The sequence below is a fragment of the Paenibacillus sp. 2003 genome, assembly GCF_031455635.1.
GTDB classification, from domain to species: domain Bacteria; phylum Bacillota; class Bacilli; order Paenibacillales; family Paenibacillaceae; genus Paenibacillus; species Paenibacillus amylolyticus_B.
Window position 1 is genome coordinate 676904 of record NZ_JAVDTB010000001.1, and the last position, 21716, is coordinate 698619.

Annotated in this window: 18 protein-coding genes; 15 read left to right on the top strand and 3 right to left on the bottom strand. The window is 45.6% G+C overall.

Annotated features, from left to right (window positions below; all coding sequences use genetic code 11):
- Nucleotides 1–3: 3 nt before the first annotated feature.
- Complete coding sequence (locus J2X75_RS03175; RefSeq protein WP_310334260.1) at nucleotides 4–450, bottom strand: MarR family winged helix-turn-helix transcriptional regulator; 447 nt, start codon at nucleotides 448–450, stop codon at nucleotides 4–6.
- Nucleotides 451–681: 231 nt separating this feature from the next.
- On the opposite strand from J2X75_RS03175, the gene J2X75_RS03180 reads away from it, so the two are divergent.
- The 3 genes from J2X75_RS03180 (at nucleotide 682) to J2X75_RS03190 (ending at nucleotide 2578) form a co-directional block, all read left to right on the top strand.
- Nucleotides 682–1155: an RbsD/FucU family protein gene (locus J2X75_RS03180; protein ID WP_036609525.1), complete on the top strand. Its 474-nt coding sequence runs from the start codon at nucleotides 682–684 to the stop codon at nucleotides 1153–1155.
- 266 nt (nucleotides 1156–1421) lie between these two features.
- Nucleotides 1422–1880 (top strand): GNAT family N-acetyltransferase, encoded by a 459-nt coding sequence (locus tag J2X75_RS03185; RefSeq protein WP_310334262.1) that lies wholly within the window; start codon nucleotides 1422–1424, stop codon nucleotides 1878–1880.
- A 77-nt stretch (nucleotides 1881–1957) separates the two neighbouring features.
- Nucleotides 1958–2578: a TraX family protein gene (locus tag J2X75_RS03190; protein WP_310334263.1), complete on the top strand. Its 621-nt coding sequence runs from the start codon at nucleotides 1958–1960 to the stop codon at nucleotides 2576–2578.
- 111 nt (nucleotides 2579–2689) lie between these two features.
- Here J2X75_RS03190 and J2X75_RS03195 read toward each other — a convergent pair whose 3' ends face one another.
- Nucleotides 2690–6364 (bottom strand): non-ribosomal peptide synthetase family protein, encoded by a 3675-nt coding sequence (locus tag J2X75_RS03195; protein WP_397383480.1) that lies wholly within the window; start codon nucleotides 6362–6364, stop codon nucleotides 2690–2692.
- Nucleotides 6365–6443: 79 nt separating this feature from the next.
- Entirely contained in the window at nucleotides 6444–8186 is a 1743-nt protein-coding gene (locus J2X75_RS03200) for a methyl-accepting chemotaxis protein (RefSeq protein WP_310336630.1), read from the bottom strand.
- A gap of 510 nt (nucleotides 8187–8696) precedes the next feature.
- Between J2X75_RS03200 and rpiA the strand changes: the two genes are divergently transcribed.
- The 12 genes from rpiA to J2X75_RS03260 all read left to right on the top strand — a co-directional run bounded on the left by rpiA (nucleotide 8697) and on the right by J2X75_RS03260 (nucleotide 21652).
- The gene (rpiA, locus tag J2X75_RS03205) at nucleotides 8697–9368 is read left to right on the top strand and encodes a ribose-5-phosphate isomerase RpiA (RefSeq protein ID WP_150364904.1); all 672 of its coding nucleotides are present in this window, start codon (nucleotides 8697–8699) and stop codon (nucleotides 9366–9368) included.
- Between the two features lie 25 nt (nucleotides 9369–9393).
- Nucleotides 9394–9993, top strand: coding sequence for a GNAT family N-acetyltransferase (locus J2X75_RS03210; RefSeq protein WP_310334265.1), 600 nt, complete (start codon nucleotides 9394–9396; stop codon nucleotides 9991–9993).
- A 15-nt stretch (nucleotides 9994–10008) separates the two neighbouring features.
- Nucleotides 10009–10470: a MarR family winged helix-turn-helix transcriptional regulator gene (locus J2X75_RS03215; RefSeq protein WP_310334266.1), complete on the top strand. Its 462-nt coding sequence runs from the start codon at nucleotides 10009–10011 to the stop codon at nucleotides 10468–10470.
- A gap of 285 nt (nucleotides 10471–10755) precedes the next feature.
- On the top strand, nucleotides 10756–11850 hold the full coding sequence (locus J2X75_RS03220; protein WP_310334268.1) for a cobalamin B12-binding domain-containing protein: 1095 nt from the start codon (nucleotides 10756–10758) through the stop codon (nucleotides 11848–11850).
- Nucleotides 11851–11865: 15 nt separating this feature from the next.
- Nucleotides 11866–13575 carry an ATP-binding protein gene (locus tag J2X75_RS03225; protein ID WP_310336631.1) on the top strand — a complete coding sequence of 570 codons (1710 nt, stop codon included), beginning with the start codon at nucleotides 11866–11868 and terminating at the stop codon, nucleotides 13573–13575.
- Between the two features lie 36 nt (nucleotides 13576–13611).
- Complete coding sequence (locus J2X75_RS03230) at nucleotides 13612–14589, top strand: alpha/beta hydrolase (RefSeq protein WP_310334269.1); 978 nt, start codon at nucleotides 13612–13614, stop codon at nucleotides 14587–14589.
- Between the two features lie 127 nt (nucleotides 14590–14716).
- Nucleotides 14717–15430 carry a class I SAM-dependent methyltransferase gene (locus tag J2X75_RS03235; RefSeq protein WP_310334271.1) on the top strand — a complete coding sequence of 238 codons (714 nt, stop codon included), beginning with the start codon at nucleotides 14717–14719 and terminating at the stop codon, nucleotides 15428–15430.
- 67 nt (nucleotides 15431–15497) lie between these two features.
- Entirely contained in the window at nucleotides 15498–16484 is a 987-nt protein-coding gene (locus tag J2X75_RS03240) for a BadF/BadG/BcrA/BcrD ATPase family protein (protein WP_310334272.1), read from the top strand.
- Between the two features lie 63 nt (nucleotides 16485–16547).
- Entirely contained in the window at nucleotides 16548–16985 is a 438-nt protein-coding gene (locus tag J2X75_RS03245; RefSeq protein ID WP_215075506.1) for a GNAT family N-acetyltransferase, read from the top strand.
- A 217-nt stretch (nucleotides 16986–17202) separates the two neighbouring features.
- On the top strand, nucleotides 17203–17661 hold the full coding sequence (locus tag J2X75_RS03250) for a MarR family winged helix-turn-helix transcriptional regulator (RefSeq protein ID WP_091017386.1): 459 nt from the start codon (nucleotides 17203–17205) through the stop codon (nucleotides 17659–17661).
- Nucleotides 17658–20825 carry an MMPL/RND family transporter gene (locus J2X75_RS03255; RefSeq protein WP_310334275.1) on the top strand — a complete coding sequence of 1056 codons (3168 nt, stop codon included), beginning with the start codon at nucleotides 17658–17660 and terminating at the stop codon, nucleotides 20823–20825. The genes J2X75_RS03250 and J2X75_RS03255 overlap by 4 nt, the downstream gene beginning before the upstream one ends.
- Nucleotides 20826–21025: 200 nt before the next feature.
- The gene (locus tag J2X75_RS03260) at nucleotides 21026–21652 is read left to right on the top strand and encodes a GDSL-type esterase/lipase family protein (RefSeq protein ID WP_310334277.1); all 627 of its coding nucleotides are present in this window, start codon (nucleotides 21026–21028) and stop codon (nucleotides 21650–21652) included.
- Nucleotides 21653–21716 lie beyond the last annotated feature (64 nt).

Sequence of the window (21716 nt, forward strand, 5' to 3'; positions counted from 1 at the left end):
TCATTACAAGTTGCGGTTAATGAGGGAAAGAGTATGTTTAAATGCTTCCATCTGGTCTTCGGATATACCTTCAGCAAGTTCTTTATTCATTTCTCTTTCAATCGGAACGAGGATATCAATTAACGCTTTGCCTTCCGTGGTGAGATATAACAGATAGGCTCTGCGATCCTGTTCGCTGGTCCGGCGTTCTACCCAGCCTTTTTTCTCAAGCAGATCAATAATCCGCGCAGTGGTGGGTTGGTCTTTGAAGACACGTGCAGCGAGCTCCTTCTGATTAACACCTTCACCGCGGTCAACATTAAAGAGAACAGAAAATTGCTCTGTCGTAATATCATAAGGTTTGAATCGTGTCGCAAGTAAAGCTACAGCTTTACGATGTGTGAAACCCAGCATGAATCCAACAGATTGTTCCAGTGTATAGTCCATGTAATTGCTAGACCTCGCTTCCATAATAAAATGTCCCAATCAATTAGTTGTTATAACAACTATATGTCGAACAAGTATTTTTGTCAAAATGAAATATTCTCATATCGAACGTACGTGTGCACTGTGCAATCATCCAAAAATACTGTTAGAATAGTGATGAAACCGCTTTTATGGAATCGATATCTAGAGTGCTTGAAGAATGGAGAAAACCAATCTGCTCTAACTAATGTTGGAGATGACCAAGGAGAGCTGTGTATGCTAAAGAATATACCCGCAATAATACCTCCAGAGTTACTCAAAATCATGTCCGAAATGGGCCATGGAGACGAGTTGGTTTTGGCGGATGGCAATTTCCCCGCAGCCAGTCATGCCAAGCGACTGGTACGCTGTGATGCACTGGGAGTTGTTGAACTGCTGGATGCCATCCTGCAATTATATCCACTGGATACCTATGCTGAGCGTCCCGCTGCTGTCATGCAGGTTGTAAAAGGGGATCAGGTGATCCCGATCATATGGGAAGACTATCGCCGGTTGATTGAAGAATACGAAGGCATTACGGATGCTTTTGATCATGAAGAGCGATTTGATTTTTATAAACGGGCTTCGAATGCCTATGTGATTGTTGCAACGGGTGAGCGAGCGCAATATGCCAATCTGATTTTGAAGAAAGGCGTCATTTTCCCCGATGCTGATCCCGGTCAGGAACAGCAGAATGCTGAATCGAACTGAATAATTACGGCGACGGAGCAGTGGATGCTTTGGTCGCCTTTTTATTTTTGCCAATATGAAGTCAATATAACAAAACGTACAGAATTGGTATGGACTAGATAAGTAAGATGTAATCTGGAAGCGCGCATGAACGAATGTCAGCTCACTGCTCAGGATACTACAAACTTTGATGCAGATGATGAATGGGGAAAAGGAAAGGACTGTTTTACAATTGAAGAAATACAACCGATGAGACGATGGTCTCCATCCCAGAGGAGTTGAGTGAAATGCAGCACCGAATCAGACAAGCGGGTCTTCTTGATAGTAACGAAGTGGGACGATTGTTCAATGAGTACAGGATGTTCTACAACCAAAATGCTGACATTGAGGCAGCACGTCAGTATATTAGAGAACGAATGGAAGGCCATGAATCGGTGATTTTGGTAGCAGAAAAGCCAATCTCCAATGGCTTAATCTGTACTGGATTCGTTCAACTGTATCCCAGTTTCAGTTCGGTATCGATGGGGCCTGTCTGGGTGCTAAATGATCTATATGTGCATCCGAATTATCGTCAGCAAGGTATTGCAAGGAAGCTCTTGCAAGCAGCCAAGCGATTGGCATTTGAGCGTGGAGTTCTTCGTATATCACTTTCTACTGAGTTAAGTAACAAGCAAGCCCAAGCTTTATATGAATCCGAAGGATATGCACAGGATACCAAATTCATGTATTATGAACTTAATGTATAAGAGGTTGATCAAAAAGACGCATTATATAAATGAATGGCAGACTCGTGTCGTCGGGAAAGAGGGAGGGGAGTCGCAACATGATGCAGTGGATTGCCATGATCACGATGTTAATTGATCATATAGGAGCTGTCTTTTTTCCACATATTATAGAACTGAGGATCATAGGTCGTATCGCTTTTCCAATCTATGCTTTTGCAGTGTATATCGGTTATAAACATACACGAGACGTACAAAAATACATATGGCGCCTGTTCTGGATCGCGATCATATCACAGGTGCCGTTCATGGCTGCGTTTAATCATTATTCTCTGAACGTGGTATGGACATTGTGGTCAGCCCTGTTGGTATTATTCGTTATCGATAAATTGCCATCCCGTCTACTGGGCATTCCGATTGTAATTGGAGTTGGTTGGTTCATGGAAATTAGCCATATGGATTACGGGATGTACGGGTTGTTATTGGTTCTGTTATTCCGTTATTTCCAGGGTCCTGTGCTTGTCGTGGCACATGTCTTGTTAAATGCACTATATCTTCTGCTGCATAACAGCTCTGTGCAAATGTATAGTGTGCTCGCAACCGCCGGCATTGCTATTGCTCAGTATTACCAGGCGGGTTTCCGTATGAAAGGGCCGCGTTGGGTCTGGCGTTATTTCTATCCAGCTCATCTTGCCATCATTGCAATTATCCGATGGGTCTAAAAGAATGATCCGAAAATGCGAAGAAAAGAAGCCATCTTATCGTCAGTGAATGACGATAGATGGCTTCTCTTTGTGTGACCTTATTTATTAAATGCTAATGATAAAGTGAACTTACTCCATTGCTGTAGAAGTGCCGTTATGGCGCCGGATTGCAGACGGGAAATATCCAATCTGAACGGCGTAGTCTAACATGGCGGAGATGAAGCGATCATCTGTTTTTGCACATGAGATTCCGGCAGGTTCCACATAAGCCGTTGTGACAGGGCAAGCATAGACATATGCTGAATCCTTCGCACCGTCGCCTTCAAGCTGTGCAATAGCCAACTGAAGAGCTTCCGGCTCTTTGCTGATGCTCGCATCGAACAACCAACGGGTGTAATCCGCGAAAGGTAGCGTTTCAACTTCGTAACCAGCCCGATTCACAGAACGGATCAGCTCATCATAGCGGATGGGCTCCGGATTACAGATGTGGAATACACGACCGGCGGTATCCTGACGTAAGGCCAGATGAACGATAGCTTCACTTGCATAGTTGATCGGTGTAAAATCAACCATCCAGTCAGCCGCAGGAGCCTTGCCGAGCAATAACATCGCTTTGATCATACGATAGAAGGCGTTGCTATCAATATTGGACTGGAAGCGTCCAGTTTCGGAGTGGCAAGTGAGATTACCAGCACGATAGATGCTGACAGGTACACCTTCCTCTGCCGCAATCATGAGCACTTTCTCGGCTTCAAGCTTGCTGTCCGAATACAGGTTGTCCACATGCAAGTCAGCCGGGAACCGATCATATTGCAGAGAAGATTCCCATTGTCCGCTGAGTGCCAGATCTTCCGTAATACCCATCGTGGATACATGGTGGAAGGAAGCACCTGGTTTGCTGCGAATCAAGTCTAGCAATGCGACCGTTCCTTCCACGTTTGTTTTGGCGAACTGATCGGCATCGCCAAAATGACGTACGTCTGCAGCGCAGTGGATGACACGGTCAATTCGATCCTGAACATAAGCCGTTTGGTCAGCTGACAGACCGAGGTTAGGTTGTTCGAGATCCCCTTCAATAATCTCCACACGAGTGGAAAGCTGGTCAGTCAGTTGTTTGCCGAAATAACCTTCCAACACGTTAGTCAAACGTTCCATTGCAGTTATTCCATTGGATGGTCGACGAACAAGGGTGTAGATTCGTGTGCTGGAATTCAGAATTAACTGTTGCAGCACATGAGAGCCCAGATAACCTGTTGCTCCGGTAAGTAACACATGCTCAGGTTCACGAATGAGCGGATACCCCAACTGGGATGTTAGCTCCACAGGGTGTTCGGATAATTGTGTAATCATACCGTCGGTCACCACTGAATCCGTAACTTCTGCAGCACTGAGAGACAATACTTCCACACGACGAGCGAGAGCACGGACTGTTTTTTCGGCAAAGAAGTCGGCAATTTTCAGCTGTGGATAATGTGGCTTCAGAATAACCAGTACATGAATGACCCGGAGTGAATCACCACCGATATTGAAGAAGCTGTCTTCGACACCGAAGTCATCGTGCTGAAGGATTTCTTTCCATGCGTCCAGGATAATGGATTCCGTCTCCGTCTCAGGCATGACCCGGTCAGGGCGATCTTCATGTCGTTCCACATGAGGCAGGGATACCATCGCTTTGCGATTGATTTTTCCAGTTGGTGCAATCGGCATTTCATCCAGCTGACAGATCCACTTCGGTACAAAATAAGAAGGGAGTTTCTCCGTCAGTTCTGCCTTGATGTCCGAAACAGAGAGGGTACTGCCATCTTTCGATGTAAAGTAACCAACCAGCATATTTTGTCCATCGGATTCTTTCTTCGGAATGACGGCAACGTTCTGGATCTGATCAAGCCGTGCAAAGTGATCTTCAATCTCCCCGATCTCAATCCGGTGACCACGAATTTTTAGCTGAGAGTCACTGCGACCAACATATTCCAGCAAACCGGTATCCAGCAATTTGGCAATATCGCCAGACTTGTAGATTTTCTCACCTATTGCAAACGGGTTCTCAATGAATGCTTGCTCTGTACGTTCTGGCTGATTCAGATAACCTTTGGCCAATGCAGGGGTAGCAATATATACCTCACCAGGTACACCTGCCGGACAGAGCTGTTGTTCTTCATTTACAATGTATACTTTGTAGTTATGAATCGGTTTACCGATAGGGATATTCACCACATGTTCGGGAACCTGTTCACTGATGCGGTGAGTAGTTGTGGCTACTGTACATTCGGTAGGTCCGTACACATTAACAATATCAATCTGGTTCCCAAATTTGCGCTGGAAGGCACGAACTTGTTCACCATATAACGCTTCTCCGGCTACAGTAATGATTCTGACTTTGGCCAGCTTGTGGAAACCTTCATCGGATAAGTAGGAAGCAAGCTGATTGAAGAAAATCGTAGGCAGTATCGTAATGATGTTTGTTCCTGTCCGTTCAATTGCACTTGCGAATTCTTCAACGGATACCCGTTCTTCCGCAGACAACAGATATAATTCTGCTCCATAGAACAAGGCGCCAATGGTATCCCACACGGATGCATCAAAGCTGTATGTAGCAAACTGGGTTAATACATCACCTGGTTGAATGTCACAATCACGCTGAACCACACTGCCAAGATTGGTTACACCCCGGTGGGCAATCAGTGCACCTTTGGGTTTACCGGTCGACCCTGACGTGTAGATAATATACGCAAGATCATCTGGCTGAATATCCAGATTGGGATTACTTGCTGCAAAGCCGGCTAAACGACCATCCACAGCGAGAATCTGACGGACCGTAGCTATACTGGAGAATAAGCTGGAAGCTTGGGCATAAGAAGCCTCTGTTGTCAGCACGAATGAGGACGCCGTATCTTCCACGATATAACTGTTACGTTCTTGTGGATGCTCAGGGTCGATCGGAACATATGCACCACCTGCCTTCAGAATACCAAGCAGGGAGATGATGGTCTCCAGACTTCGATCCATAAAGATACTGACGAATTCACCTTTCTGCAATCCATTGGATAACAGAACACGTGCAACCTGATTAGCTCGTTCATTCAATTCCCTGTACGTATAACTTTTGGATGGCGATGTTATCGCCGGTGAATCCGGATATGCCGCTGCCGTTGCTTCGAACCAGCCATGAACCGTCTGATTCTCTGGTTCGAGAACAGAAGTATCATTCATTTCACGGTAAAGCAATCGATCTGAGGCAGAAAGAATATCTACCGTACCGATTGCTTTCTCACCGTCACGCACAAGGGCGAGTAGAAGAGTCTGATAATATTCTGCATATCTCAGCACGGTAGACTCTTTTAACAGTGAACTATCATAGAACAGATCGAGGATGAGCATGTTCTGATCATCTCGAACGTTCCAGTTTAATATTTGAGGAGCTTGAGGCAACTGAACACTATTCAGCATAAAAAACGATTCAGGGTATCCACCGTTTTGCAACGTGTATTCAATCTTGAGCTGCTCTGAAACCTGATGACATAGTTGGTTAAAGGTCAATTTGCCCTGAATCTGTAATGAAAGATAGGAAGCTGCCTGATCGGGGGACAGTATACCTATGGCAAGTTCCTGTTCAGCTGACAATCGGAATAACAAGGCTGCATAAGCTGAGAGGAGTACCGGGTACACCATCTGTTCTCCATACTTCTGTTTAAGTTCACGGCTCAGAGAAGCATGTAATGTGATTTGAGCAGACTGATAAGAGAATGATTGTTGACGTCGCCCAAAATCCAGTGGAATCTGCAGAACGGGCAAGCTAGATTCCATGGAATGGGAAGAAGATGGTTGGTTTTCAATCACTTCAGTTATTCCTCCTTGGTTCAAACCGAATGTTTGTGGATTTGAATTATTGTTTGCTTACATTGAAATGAGAGATCAATTCTTGGAGTTCCTCAGACATGGTATTAAGACGTGTGGAGGAGTCTACCAGTGTAATCAAAGATGCTTTTTGCTCATCAACAGATGAGGAAATTTGTTCACTGCTGTTTGCTGTCTTACTTACGCTTGAAGACAAGTCGTCCGCTGTAGCGGTCATTTCCTCCGTACCCGCAGAGATTTCTTCCGTCGCGCTTGATACTTCCTGAATCTGATTAGATACTTTTTTCGCTGCTTCTAAAATATCTTCGAAAAGTTGTCCTGTTTGATCGGCTACGCTGAGTCCTGTATCTACTTCTGACGTACCTTGTTCCATTGCACGTACAGCTTGTTTAATTCCAGCTTGAATCTCTTGGATCAATACGCCAACCTGGCTGGTTGCTTGTTCAGACTGCTCGGCAAGTTTGCGTACTTCACCTGCAACAACTGCAAATCCTCTTCCTTCTTCACCAACACGAGCTGCTTCAATGGATGCATTAAGAGCAAGCAAGTTGGTCTGGCTGGAGATTCCCGAGATGATATTGAGAATATCGCCAATTTCCTGTGAACGACTCTCTAGAACCTCAATGGCAGAAGCGGTATTCTTAACCGATTCGGTAATCAGATTCATCTGTTCAGATACCTGACGGACAACACTGTTACCTTGTTGTGAACGACGTTCCATTTCATAGGCTTCATCGGCTACACTTGCCGAGCTGCTGGCAATCGTCTGGATTACGGTAGCCATCTCGGACATGGCACGTGCACTATCCCGGGTTGCCTGTTCCTGTGAACGAATGTTGGAAGTGATTTGAGTCACATTATTATTAATAGAATCTGCATTCTCACTGTTGCGCTCGGAAACTTCATATAGCTCTTTGGCAGACTGATTTACTTCTTGTGATGTGATTTGAACTTTAACGATAGTATCGTTGATTTTGCGAACCATGGTGTTGAACTTCTCGTTAACGAGTCCCAGATCGTCTTTGCCTGTAGGAATGTTGACATTCAAATTACCCCGACTGACGTCATCAATTCCTTTGATCAAGTGACGGATAGGGGAAAGTGTGTTTTTAACTACAAGGTATTGGATAATCAGGAATAACAGCAAGAAGGCCACAAGGATGATAATTCCGTTTTTAAGCAAGGAGTTCAGTCCTGCGGGTACGGCTGATGCATCTGCATCAATGGCAAAATATGAGAAAATCTTACCGTTGCTGTCTTTGATTGGATATGCAATGGTTGTCCATGTTCCGAAATCATCGGAATAAAATGTTGTGAATGTTGGGCGATCCGTATTAAGCATTTCTTTCAGTGCATTGGCTACAACGACCGGCTGCTCATACATATCACCAATATTTACGTTCTCACTTTGAAAAGCCTCTCTTAGGTTGGTCGGCATCGCTACAAGGGAAGTTTGTCTCTTGTTATCGCCACCGAGCTCAACACCGAAGATGTAGGCTTGTGCAATGTTAGGATAATATTCTTGCATTTCATCGAAATACGCTCGTAATTTCGTTTGTGTTGCTCCATCATAGCTACCTTCTTCAATAGCAGCTTGTACCTCGGCAGGATTGATATCTTCAGCCCATTTTTTGGTGATTTGTTCCACCTGTCCATGCAGTTGATCAACAAGAACTGTTTTCTGGAAATAGTAACTGCTTGCGATAAGTGCTACCCCGATGATAATGATATTGGTAAATGAGAGTAACAAATTTTTGGAGAAAAACGACATGCTTTTCCAACTTAATGATTTCACTAAATTCCACTCCTGATCTTCTTTAAATTAAGAAACTTTAGGTTTGCTTTGGTACAGTGAACTAGATCATTCCGTGATCCCCTCCAAAGGAAATTTATGCGACCATGGTCTTGGTTTATCAGTCGCTTTCGTAGAGACTTATGTACCGTATGAACCATAGGTGTCTAATTATTAAAACACATCTATAATTAATATGTCGTATAAAATGTCGTTAAATTGAATAGTATCGTTAAAATTTTTTTAATATTTTACGTATTTATGGACATATCAGATGTATTATAGGTATTTAGAACTGTTTATTTTAAAATTTCCCATTTTTTAGCTTCATTCTGTATTCTATAACATGGTGGGTAAAAATACATCCTTCAACAAAACAAAAATATGATGGCAAAGATGCACCAGAAGGCACGGATATACATCGGAAGCGGTTTTATCTATAATAACTACATATGCATTTCTCAAATTATGAGCAGCGGGGGTTTATAGATGAATCTTAAACAGATAGCAGCAGAGCGTGCGGCAGAATATGTTGAAGATGGAATGAAGGTTGGATTGGGTACAGGTTCAACAGCTTATTATGCCATCTGCCGGATCGGTGAGCGGGTACGTGATGGATTAAACATTCAAGCAGTTGCCACTTCAGAGGCTTCGGACAAGCTTGCCCGTGAATGGGGGATTCCCATCATCCCATTTGACCAGATTGGACGTCTGGATCTGACCATTGATGGCGCTGATGAAGTAGATCCCGAATTTAACCTGATTAAAGGGGGGGGCGGGGCTCTTTTGCGTGAGAAAATCGTGGCGGCCAATAGTGACAAATTGATTATTGTAGCGGATGGCAGCAAAGCCGTGCAAAAGTTGGGGAAATTCCCGCTTCCAGTTGAGGTGGTTCCATTTGCTTCTGAGTGGACCTTCCAGGCGCTCGAAAAATTGGGGTGTCAACCACAGTGGCGGATGGATGGACAGCAACGTTATCTGACAGACAACGGAAACCTGATAGCGGATTGCCACTTGGAGGCGATTGATCATGCTGCGGATCTTAATGTTCAATTGAACATGTTACCAGGTGTTGTTGATAACGGACTATTTGTTGATATGGCTAGTACAGTCATTCTTGCCAATGCGGACGGAAGTATCGAAGAGCTTCATCGTTCTTAATATGGAAGAGGGTGCTTTTCATCGTATGAAAGAACTGCCAATCGTTGATGGTGAACTTGTGCTCAGGTGTGTGGAGAAACAGGATCTGAAAGAACTCTATGAATTGATCTACAGTGATGACGTACCCGAATGGAAGCAATGGGATGCACCCTATTACCCACTTAAACACGAAAGTTATGAAAGTTTTGAACAAGGTATGCTCAAACGTATGGACGTAGATTCAGGCGATTCCAAACCCGTATCAATCCGTATTATTGAATCCGACAGACAAATTGTGGGTACAATCAGCTATTACATAGAAGATGAGTTATCCATGTGGCTGGAAATGGGGATTGTAATATACAGATCTGTCCAGTGGGGACGCGGGGTTGGCACACGCTCACTTGTCATGTGGTCAAGTCATTTGTTCGAACAGCTGCCTTTGGTTCGGGTTGGATTGACTACTTGGTCTGGTAATGAACGAATGATACGTGCGGCTGTGAAAGCCGGATTACAGGTGGAGGGGCGAATGCGGAAGTGTCGTATCGTTCGCGGGCAGTACTATGATTCAATTCGTATGGGGATGCTCCGTGAGGAGTGGGAGCAGAAACTGGCCTCTCATACGAGCCGAAATGTAAACAACTGATGGAGGATTATTGAAATGCTGAACACGGAGGACAACCGGGAACTGTCTTTACAATTATTCGTGGTTCTTGTTCGGGCCTACAATTCTGTGACCTCACGTTCCAATCGGGACATCCAGAGTCACGGACTGAATACGACAGAATTTGGTGTGCTTGATTTGTTATATCATAAGGGACCGCAGGCATTGCAAAAGATTGGTGAAAAGGTGTTAATGTCCAGTGGTAATATTACGTACGTTGTAGATAAGTTGCAAAATAAAAATCTGCTGTTTCGTCGACCATCCAAGGAAGATCGGCGTGTCATTTACGCTGAGTTAACCGAGGAAGGAAGAGAATTGTTCACACAGATATTTCCTCAACATCATCAGGTCATCATTGATGCTTTGGAAGGACTTGACCCTTCCGAGAAAGTGGATGCGATTAAGATGTTGAAGAAGCTGGGATTGGCGGCAGAAGGGAAAGCTGACTTGCGTTCATAACGCAGGTCAGTTTTTTTGTGGATCTCGAAAAGTACAGGTATATACTGGCTGACTGACTTGCAAGGCCCTCCATAATATAGGAAGATTGTTCTATACATTCATCGTGTGTAAAACATGATTATCAAAAGTTCATGTATAATGGAACAGAACGATTAAGAGCGGAATGGATGGATTGGATCAAGTAGAAGAACCTATCCCGATTGCAAGTTAGCTAACATCGATCTCATTCTGGATTAGTCACGAATGATGATAGAGATGTGATGCGGGTAGAGGAGGGGTGCATCTATGAGTCATCAAGAAGCAGGAGAACGTTTACTCCAGGAATCGGGGAACTTGGCTGATAAAATAACGGAGAAACAGTATCTCAGACAGCCCGATTTACTTGAGCGATTTGGCGAGAACGGAAAAATGCGAACCAAACAGGATTCTCAGTATAGCTTGAACTATTTGGCAGAAAGTGCGCTCTTACAGAGTCCTGGCCTGTTTACTCATTATATTGCGTGGCTGAAAGTTCTACTTGAAGGTTACAAGGTATCACAAGAAGACCTGGCGATTAATCTCAACCTGATTAAAGAGACATTGGAAGAAGAATTTGACCACCCGTCAAAGGCACTTCTGCTCGATTATCTGGAGATGGGAATATATAGAACAACACAAATGGAGTCACAGGCGGGTTACATTAACGAATCCATGCCATATGGAGATGCAGCGCAATCGTACTTGCAGTGTTTGCTTGAGAATAAACGGAAAGAAGCCTTCGAGATCATTGAAGCTCAGTTAGAAGCTGGGGTGACGATTCGTGATATTTATCGATATATTTTTCAGCCTACCCAATATGAAGTCGGGCGATTGTGGCAGAGCCATCGGATCAGTGTGGGGCAAGAGCACTTTTGTACGGCAGCGACCCAATCATTCATATCACGTCTCTATTCTCGTTGGTTGATTCATACGGGTCAGGGTAAAAGGCTAGTTGCCACCTGTGTAGGCAGTGAACAACATGAGATCGGACTGCGTATGCTCACAGATGTGTTCGAGATGGAGGGCTGGGATACGCACTATCTGGGAGCCAATGTTCCTAATGGAAGTGTAGTAGAGGCTATAGAGCGCCATCAGGGTGATGTTATTGCGATTTCAGTTACGATGACGTATCACCTTCATCTGGCCAAAGAATTGATTCAACTGATTCGTCATCATCCGGCAACGGCACATGTGAAGATTATGGTTGGGGGATATCCTTTTAATATTGATCAGGATTTGTGGAAAACGATAGGAGCCGACGGTTATGCTCCGGGAGCCGATGAGGCAGTTGCGGTTGCAGAACAGTTATTGGCTCAGCCAGCTACATGCAATCATCTGGATCTGGATATGGTTAGGGATTAGGAGAGGGATGATGTGATGTCTAATGAGAACGGAGAGATACAGAGGCTACGCAGAACGATTGAGCAGTTATCGGATCAGATGATCCGGAGCAAAGAGCAAGAGGAACGGATACTCGCGGAATTCTCGGATATGAATAATGAACTGGTAACACTCCAGCGTCTGCTTGCGAAGAACAATAACAGTCTTGAAGCTGCACGTCAGCAAGCAGTAGATGCAGGGGAATCCAAAAGCGCATTTATTGCAGGCATCAGTCATGATTTCCGTACGCCATTAAATGGCATATTGGGGATGGCTGAGATGCTTAGGCTGTCTCCCTTGTCTGAAGAACAGGAGAATTCCGTTTCCGTTATACAGGATGCTGCCAAACTGCTGCTTAAGCTGATTCAGGATCTTCTGGATCTGTCCAAACTTGAGGCGGGGCAGATGCGACTTGAAATGGGAGAAGTCGATCTGCAAGAGACGATAAACTATATTGTTCGTTTGCTTGAACCCCAAGTCAGAAAGAACGGAAATCAGTTATCAGTAGACTGTGATCCCAGCATCTCTAATCTTCTTGAAGGGGATTCAACGAGAATTACTCAGATATTAATCAACCTAATACAGAATGCGAACAAATTCACTTCAGAAGGTACGGTGCGGATACGAGTTACCCTTATGAAAGATGATGAGATTACACAAATGATCCGCTTTGAAGTCGAAGATACGGGGATTGGTATCTCCGAAGAAGATCAGAACCAGTTATTTCAACCCTACATGCAGACTGAACGTGGACGATCAAGTGAGTATGGAGGAACGGGCCTTGGATTATCGATCTGCAGGTCGCTCGTTACACTGATGGAAGGTCATATTGGAGTAGACAGTCAGGAGGGTGAAGGATCAACATTCTGGTTCGAACTTACACTTGGTAAGAAAGACGGTAACCAGTCCGCTAACCAGTCTGTTGCTTCCGCTCAAGAGCATCAGGGGCAGGATATGGATGATGAAGCTCCTTCTGTATCTGTATTGCTGGCCGATGATAATGTCATCAACCGACAGCTTGTTATGTTACAGCTCAAGAAACTGGGAATAACCCAAGTGGACGCTGTAGTGAATGGGGAAGAGGCAATAGCTGCTTTTCTCAGCAAAAAATACAGTTTGATTCTTATGGACTATATGATGCCATTGATGGACGGTTTGGAGGCAACACGCAAAATCCGCTCGATAGAAATGGATGAAATGCGCCATACCACACCAATCATTGCAATGACAGGTAATGTCATGCAGGGAGAGAAAGACAAGTGTATGGAGGCCGGGATGAACGACTTTATTGGCAAACCCTTCACGCTGGAAATTCTGAGTAAGATGATACAGAAGTGGCAGCAATCCTCCGATGCGACAGAGGTACTGAATATGAGCATCGTGCATGAGATTGCGGAATTAAACACCGATGGCGATCGTACACTCCTTGGTATGTTGTTGGACATGTATCGTACCGAAACACCTGGAAAAATTGAGGTGCTGCGCAGAAATATTGTGTCCGGTGACCATGTTGCTGCAACTGAAGTAGCTCATGACCTTAAATCAGGGAGTCTGAGTCTGGGAATTCGTTATTTATCAACTTTGTTTGCCCAGATAGAGCAATTCGCGAAGGAAGGTCAATCACGGAAAGCAGAACCTTTGCTGGATGCTTTGTTACCTGCCTATCAAGCAGCATGTGCATCACTGCAACGAGTAAGTAAAGATTGAAGATATCTTAATAAGGAAAGAGGGTAGGACCCCTTCATGTTATTCTACGTACTTGCAGCACTGGTACTGATCCTTCTTGCTCTTCTGTGGACAGGTGGACTTTATTTTTTCAAAACCGCCATCCGCCGTACGCCAAAAACGTTTTTGGTGGATAATCCAAATCTGATGCCTGAACCGGACAATGAAATCATCAGCAGTGCTTCTGACCTGAAGTGGCTGGATGTTCAGCCTACAGAAGAGATATCTCTTCAATCGCATGATGGATTAAAACTGCACGGTACATGGCTTAGTTCCAATAAGGGGTCAGATCAGACAGTGATTCTGGCACATGGTTATTCGGGGAAAGGTAGAGAAATGGCTGGTTTTGCCCGATTTTATGCTGAAAAACATGGGTATAACGTGTTAATGCCGGATGATCGGGGGCATGGCCGCAGCGAAGGTGACATCATCGGTTTTGGCTGGTTAGATCGGAAGGATTATGTCCAGTGGAGCAACTGGGTGCTTGAAAAAGTGGGTACACAAGGGGAAATCCTATTGCACGGCATATCCATGGGAGGAGCAACCGTACTGATGACTGGTGGTGAAGTTCTGCCAAGCCAAGTTAAAGCGATTGTCTCTGATTGTGCGTATACCTCCGTAGAAGAAGAACTGACATTCCAGTTAAAGCAATTATACAAACTTCCTGCATTTCCGTTTATACCTGTCACAAGTCTGATCTCCCGGTGGAAAGCAGGGTATTCCTTTAGAGAGGCTTCGGCTCTCAAGCAGCTTGCCAAAGTTAACGTTCCCGTGTTATTCATCCACGGTGAGGCTGATACGTTTGTACCGACGGAAATGGTGTACAGGTTGTATGAAGCTTGCCGAACCAAAAAGGAATTGCTGACCGTCCCGCGTGCGGGTCATGGCACAGCGTTTCAAGTTGATCGCACTGGATATGAGGCGGCACTGGAATCCTTTATGAAGAAAAATCTGTCGCCTTCGTGCCTCGTACCTGAAAGTTCAGAGGCCAAGTAATGCGATGATCTTGTGTTTAGAGGTATGCCCATGATCAAGGGGGCGCGGCGTTAAATTGATTTTTTTGTGACAATCTGGGTATTAAGTAGAAGATGCAAATCATTTTCTAAGCGATGGGGGTATCTTGATGGGAAACGAACAATTTGAGGCTGCGCGAAAAGCAGAGGCAGGTTATCATTCCAATTTCTATCAGAATAATGAATTATTCGCCTCTGGCACCTGGATGTCCAGGCCAATGCCTATGGTTATGGATATGCTGGAACGTATCCTTGCTCACAAGGAGGAACTGCGTGTCCTCGATCTGGGATGCGGAGTAGGAAGGCATACGATACCGATTGCACAGCGTCTTGCACAAACGAACAGTGAAGTCATCGGGGTGGATTTACTGGATGAGGCAGTAGACGGACTTCGCAAGTATGCGAAGGAATATCAGGTTGATCATATCGTACAGGCAGTGAAAGCAGATGTTGAACATTATGCTGTGGAGTCAAACTATTTTGATTATATCGCTGCTTGTTCTTGTCTGGAACATGTTTCGAATAAGCAAGCCTTCATGGAAGCACTAGAGCGATTACAAGCAGGAACTCGAACAGGTGGTATTCATTGTATTACCATGAGTACCAATGTGGAGGAAAAAGAAATCAATACAGGCAAGGAGATTAAACCATTAATTGAGCTGAACCTGCCCACAGCCGAGGCGATTGCTATACTGGAGGATGCCTACAAAGGCTGGAATATTCTGCTTCAGGAACACGTTACACAGACGATTGAAGAGGAAAAGTATGATGAACCGACACAATTTCGTTGTGAACTGCTTCGTTTCGCTGTGCAAAAGCAATAAATTCTCTGCCGGGACCTGACAATGGACCCGGCACTTTAATGTGTGGTCTGAAGGGAGATCGTTAAGGATGAATACATATGTAATAGGGATGGATGGAGGAGGGAGCCACACGCGTGTGGCTGTCGCAGATCAGAACGGGAAGATTTTATCCTATGTACAAAAGAATGGTTGCAACCGCTATCACGATACCAATGCTGAGCAAAATGTGCTGGAGGGTATCGCTGAAGCCATAACTCAGGCTGGACTCCAATCAGATCAGATCGCTGCCATTCAGGCAGGAATGGCGGGTCTGAATCGGCCTGAAGATACAGTTTGGGCGGAGGCATTACTCGCTCGTACGGGGATTACAGGCAGGATCAGTGCGGTAAACGATACGCACATCGCACATACAGCGGCCTTCGACGGTGAGCCAGGTATTGTCGCTATTGGAGGAACAGGATCTCTGATCCTTGGCAGAACCGAACAGGGAGCTTGGCTCCGAAATGATGAGTTCGGACATTACGCGCCTACAGCAGCACGTTTTTTAGCTTACGACACGGTGCATTCCATCCTCGCGGGGCGTTATGGGCCGCAGGACCAAGCTTGGATTGAGCAGGTGTTGAAATATTGGAATGTAGCCTCAATTCGAGAGCTCGCTACGCTGGGGATAGCCGGTTTTGCCGAAAATAAACAGGCGACCAACCGGAAATTTGGTCAGATGGCGTCTATGGTGACTGAAGCTGCTGATCGGAATATTCCCCTTGCAGTTAGGGTGTGCGACTCGGCTGCCGATACGGCTGTTGTGGGAATCCTCATGCTGGCGTCCTGTTTCGATCAGCCCACAGTGTCCATGACGCTTACCGGAAGCTGTCTGAGTTCACCATATATGGTGAAGGCTGTTCAGAAAGGACTGGATGCTACTTACAGGCCCGATGGGAAAAGAATTCAGTACATAACCAGTGACTTGTTGGCAGTTGGGGGCGCACTGCTGGATGCTTATCATTTGGCGCAGATCAACGTATCGGATAACATCTCAACTGTGCTTCAATCGGAGCTGAATCGGCACACGACTTGAACTTTGAGAGCCTAACGACTACAATACGATAACGGAAACAAGCAAGGTATAGGAGGAATCAAGGTGTTAATTAATCTGAAATCACGCATACAGGAGCCGGAAGTACAGGAACTGTTGTCCTACTCGGTCTTTCCTGATCCGGATCACTTGAACCGTGCGTTGCAACAATATGTAGAGAAAGACGAACTGCAAATGGCCGGTTACGAAGATGAGGGACAATTGATCGGTCTGATTGGATATGAGAAGACAGGAACAAGTGAGGTTACCATTCATCATATCTCGGTTTTGCCTGAAAACCGCTTTAAAAATTATGGACGTGGTATGATCTCACAACTGTTGGCAACATACAATCCCGATAGACTGATCGCTGAGACCGAGCTGGAAGCCGTCGAGTTTTATCGGAATACGGGATTCGTGGTATATAGTCTGGGTGAATTATACCCAGGTGTGGAGCGATTCCGTTGTGTGCTTGAAAAAGAGGAAGATACAGACGAAGAGTAGCACAGAGGCATTTTATTACTAAGAAATATATGGATTATAATCATTACAGGATGTTGGATTTGGCAATGAGCTGAGTCGGACGTCCTGTTTTTTTGTCGTTTTCATCAAAAAAGCAGGAAAAAAGTATTGATTTATAAGATTGTTTCATTATAGAATAGTTTCACATAAGAATAGTTCGTTAAGTGAACTATATAGATTCGGGAAAGGAGAATGAAGAATGAATACACCGGATGCAAAAAGTTTGGTAAACCGCTATTTGGATGCTTCTTTTCTGGTAAACAAGCGGTTTGATACGCGGATACGTGAACAAGTGGGGCAGACCATAACGACCGATCAGTTCTGCGCACTTCGTCTGATTGAAGAGAAACCTTCCTGCACACCCTCTGATCTGGCAGAGCTTCTGTGCATAGGCAAGAGCAGCATTACCGCTTTGGTCAACAAGCTGGTAGATCGCGATCTTGTCCATCGGGCAGGGGATGAACGCGACCGCCGCGTTGTATATCTGACACTGACGGATACCGGACGACAGGTATACAGGGAAACAGAACAGGAAATACAGCAGATTCTGGAGCCGTATCTGGTTCATTTTAAACCGGAAGAGGTTCGAATTTTCATTGAATCTTTTGAGAAGCTTGCAGCTTTGCTAACGCATGAAGGAGGACAGGAGAACGAATGAGAGCGATACTAAAAGCAAGATGGTGGTTAATGGGGCTATGGGTTGTTGTAGCTGCCGTGTTGATGTTTACTGCCCCTAACATGAGTGAACTGATTCGGGAAAAGGGACAGTTTTCGGTTCCGGAAGGGTACTCTTCCACCCAGGCAGCAGCAATTTTGAATGAAGCTGCAGCACAAAAAGGAGAACAGCAAGGCAGCCAGATCGCTCTTGTATTTTATAATCCGGAAGGTCTGGGTATCACGGGGAAACAAGAGGCAGAGAAGGCCGTTAAAAACTTGGAGGCCGACAAGGAGAAGCTGGGCATTCTGTCCATTCTGGAACCTTTCTCTCAGCCTGAACTGTCAGAGAAGATGATCTCAGCTGATGGCAAAACGATTCTAACATCGCTATCCATTGATCAGGGAGATCGTACGGTCAAGGAAATGCGGGAAGACCTGAATGAAGCATTGAAGTCCGTCAATGTGGAGCACTACATAACCGGTAAAGGTCTGATTGATGAAGACACCATTGAAAGTTCACAAGAGGGGCTTAAGAAATCGGAATATATTACAGTTGTCTTTATTTTACTCATTCTGTTCCTGGTCTTCCGTTCGTTTGTAGCTCCGTTTGTCCCGCTGCTGACGGTGGGGATCAGTTACATTGTATCGCAACAGATTGTTGCATTCCTCGTGGATGGAGTCGACTTCCCGATATCAACGTTTACACAGATCTTTATGGTCGCCGTTATGTTCGGGATTGGTACGGATTACTGCATCCTGTTAATCAGTCGGTTCAAGGAAGAACTGGCTCATCATGAGAATACGTGGGACGCCATCATTGCTACCTATCGTACGGCCGGTAAAACGGTACTCTTCTCAGCACTAGCTGTGCTGGTTGGATTCATTGCGATCGGCTTTGCCCAGTTTATGTTGTACCGCTCTGCGGTTGCCGTAGCTGTAGGTATTGCTGTGATGATGCTTGCCTTGGTGACCATCGTACCATTCTTCATGGCTGTGCTGGGCAAGAAGTTATTCTGGCCGTCGAAGGGTTCACTTGAACATGCAGAGAGCAAGATCTATGGTGCAGCTGGTCGCTTCTCGCTGAAACGTCCATGGGCTGCGCTGCTCATCGTTGCAGCTGTCTGTGTGCCTCTTCTGGCAACCTACGATGGCAAACTGTCGTTCAACAGTCTCGATGAGATTGGCGAGAAATATGATTCCGTAAAAGCATTCAACATTATCTCTGACAGCTTCGGTCCGGGTGAATCGCTGCCGGGTCAGATCGTCATCCAGAACGATGAAGCGATGGATAATGCGAAGTATATGGCCGTTGCCGAGAAAATTAGCCGGGAAGTAGAGAAAGTAGCCGGAGTCTCTGGTGTCCGTAGTATGACACGACCTACGGGGGATGAGATTAAAGATTTTGAAGTTACACAGCAAGTCGGAACATTATCGGATGGACTGGGTGAAGGCAAGACGGGTCTGGACAAAATCCGTGATGGTCTGAGTGAAGCCAGCAGTCAGCTAAGTAAAAATGAACCACAGTTAAAAGAAGCTGCTGATGGAGCAGGTGAACTTACTAAAGGAACCTCCCAGTTGCAATCGGGTATCACGCAACTCAGTCAGGGACTTGGGCAGATTGAAAAAGGTATTCGAGATGGTTCCGCAGGTGCTGGGGATCTGAAAGCAGGGCTCCAGCAAGCCAAAACAAGTGCAGATCAACTTGCGCAGGCGAACAATCAGTTGCTTGAAGCCTATCGTCAGGCGGGAGCAGGGGTCGCTGCACTGGGGGATGGAACCCGCGAACTGGAACAACAGCTGAACGGGGTTTCAACAGCTCTAACCAGTCTGTCCGAATCCTTTACAGCACTTGAAGAGCGTTATCCTGAATTGCAGCAAGATGCTGACTACCAGCGTATCAAAGGCACGATTGGTGAAACAGGTTCTGGTACAGCGCAGCTTGCTCAAGGTTTGGGTCAGATTAAAACCAAGCTTGGAGAAGCCGCTGCTGGAATTAATCAGGCCAATGAAGGGTTTGCCTCCGCAGCAGCCGGACAAAAGGCGCTTGCCGATGGCCTGGGTCAAATTGTAACGGGAATCGGTCAGTTGCAATCCGGTCTCAAACAGGCTGCGGATGGTCAGGGCAAAGTGATTAGCGAAATTCCTTCCATTCAGGATGGACTTGGCCAGCTTCAGGGTGGTCAGGAGAAAATTCAGCAAGGCTTCTCGGATCTGAGTGGTCAGCTGACACAACTGACAGATGGACTGAACCAGAGTGTCGATGGTATTAAACAGGTATCCGGGGGACTGGATTCCGCGCAGGACTACCTGACGCAATTGCAAGATTCACCAGATTCCGATCTGGCAGGCTGGTACGTTCCTGAAGAAGCACTGAACAGCAAAGACTTCACACAGGTGTTTGATACGTATCTGTCCCAAGATAGGAAAACGATGACGATTGATGTTATTTTGGCCGAAAATCCATACGGAACAGAGGCGATTGATCGTGTTCCTGACATTGAGGCGGCAGTACATCGTGCGGTACAAGACAGTACGCTTGAAAAAGCAGACATCGCCATAGGTGGCGTTACGAGTACATTTGCAGATCTGCAGGAGATCTCGAATAACGACTATACACGTACTGTAATGTTGATGCTGGCGGGTACATTCATTATTCTGGTCGTGCTGCTTCGCTCGGTCATTATGCCATTGTATCTGATCGTTTCCTTATTACTGGCTTATTTCACATCGATGGCGTTAACCGAAGTGATCTTTGTTAATATCCTCGGATTTGCAGGCATCAGCTGGGTTACTCCGTTCTTCGGATTTGTCATGCTGATTGCACTTGGTGTGGATTATAGTATCTTCCTGATGGACCGTTTCAATGAGAACAAAGGTATGAAAGTACAGGATGCGATGTTGTACGCGATGAAGAACATGGGAACCGTCATTTTATCTGCAGCGGTCATTCTGAGCGGTACATTTGCTGCCATGTATCCATCCGGTGTTCTCTCGATGATGCAGATTGCCACAGTAGTCCTTAGCGGACTGATCTTGTACTCTCTGCTGTTCCTGCCATTCTTCGTCCCAGTGATGGTGAAGATGTTTGGCCGGGCCAACTGGTGGCCATTCCCGAACAAGGAACAATCAGATTCCGTTGATTCGGATCGAACCATAGGCATGTAATGCATTGCAATGGATTAGGCTCTGCCGCGTTATGCGGCAGGGCTTTTTTCTTTTTTTACCTCTACAGAAGAACAATGGTTTTATGCAAAAGAAAGGTGCATGCCTAAGGACACCATCCCGCGCCTTGTCTCGCCACTCATCATAAGATATAGAGCAGTTCATTATTGTTCAGAGACATCACAGCAGAGAGGGGCGACGGGATGGTATATCGATACGTGGCTATAGGCGATTCATTAACGGTAGGTACAGGAGCGTTGCTGGGCACCGGCTTTGTTCCTTTATATCGGCGAATGGCAGAAATGAATGTTCGTACGTTTGTATCCATGGAAAATATGGGCGTGAATGGACTGACGTCGGGGGAAATGTTGCAGATGATCTCTTCGCATCCCCGAGTGCGGCAATCGCTCCGTGAAGCGGATATCATTACCATATCTATTGGCGGGAATGATCTGATTCGTACGTTCAAAGCAAGTAATGGCATTCCAAATGCCAGCAAAATGACACAGGTGCTCGGAGAAACCCGCAGTAATGTATCCCAGATCATGCGACACATTCGGCAGTTAAAGGGCAACCATGAGTATATGGTCCGATCCATCGGATTGTACAACCCGTATCCACAAGCGACGGAAGCTGCGTACTGGGTGCGCCAATATAATTCGTTTTTGAATGGAGCGGGATCAGGCAACTATGTGTGTGCTCAGGTGTATGACAGGTTTGAAGGTCGTGAGCGTGAACTGTTGTTCTGGGACAGAGTGCATCCCAATGCAAGAGGATATCGTGTCATTGCAGAGCAGCTTAATCGGACGGGATATTATCCGTTCTCTTGATCACTTTGGAACAGAACTAGACCGAGCGATGGACTTCCTTTAAGATAAATAGAAGACAGTTCCA

Coding starts and splice junctions, on each gene's coding strand:
- J2X75_RS03200 (WP_310336630.1), bottom strand. CDS start 8,186: ATGTCGTTTTTCTCCAAAAATTTGTTACTCTCATTTACCAATATCATT.
- J2X75_RS03175 (WP_310334260.1), bottom strand. CDS start 450: ATGGAAGCGAGGTCTAGCAATTACATGGACTATACACTGGAACAATCT.
- rpiA (WP_150364904.1), top strand. CDS start 8,697: ATGAATCTTAAACAGATAGCAGCAGAGCGTGCGGCAGAATATGTTGAA.
- J2X75_RS03235 (WP_310334271.1), top strand. CDS start 14,717: ATGGGAAACGAACAATTTGAGGCTGCGCGAAAAGCAGAGGCAGGTTAT.
- J2X75_RS03250 (WP_091017386.1), top strand. CDS start 17,203: ATGAATACACCGGATGCAAAAAGTTTGGTAAACCGCTATTTGGATGCT.
- J2X75_RS03225 (WP_310336631.1), top strand. CDS start 11,866: ATGTCTAATGAGAACGGAGAGATACAGAGGCTACGCAGAACGATTGAG.
- J2X75_RS03190 (WP_310334263.1), top strand. CDS start 1,958: ATGATGCAGTGGATTGCCATGATCACGATGTTAATTGATCATATAGGA.
- J2X75_RS03195 (WP_397383480.1), bottom strand. CDS start 6,364: ATGGAATCTAGCTTGCCCGTTCTGCAGATTCCACTGGATTTTGGGCGA.
- J2X75_RS03260 (WP_310334277.1), top strand. CDS start 21,026: ATGGTATATCGATACGTGGCTATAGGCGATTCATTAACGGTAGGTACA.
- J2X75_RS03220 (WP_310334268.1), top strand. CDS start 10,756: ATGAGTCATCAAGAAGCAGGAGAACGTTTACTCCAGGAATCGGGGAAC.
- J2X75_RS03180 (WP_036609525.1), top strand. CDS start 682: ATGCTAAAGAATATACCCGCAATAATACCTCCAGAGTTACTCAAAATC.
- J2X75_RS03240 (WP_310334272.1), top strand. CDS start 15,498: ATGAATACATATGTAATAGGGATGGATGGAGGAGGGAGCCACACGCGT.
- J2X75_RS03185 (WP_310334262.1), top strand. CDS start 1,422: ATGCAGCACCGAATCAGACAAGCGGGTCTTCTTGATAGTAACGAAGTG.
- J2X75_RS03210 (WP_310334265.1), top strand. CDS start 9,394: ATGAAAGAACTGCCAATCGTTGATGGTGAACTTGTGCTCAGGTGTGTG.
- J2X75_RS03230 (WP_310334269.1), top strand. CDS start 13,612: ATGTTATTCTACGTACTTGCAGCACTGGTACTGATCCTTCTTGCTCTT.
- J2X75_RS03215 (WP_310334266.1), top strand. CDS start 10,009: ATGCTGAACACGGAGGACAACCGGGAACTGTCTTTACAATTATTCGTG.
- J2X75_RS03255 (WP_310334275.1), top strand. CDS start 17,658: ATGAGAGCGATACTAAAAGCAAGATGGTGGTTAATGGGGCTATGGGTT.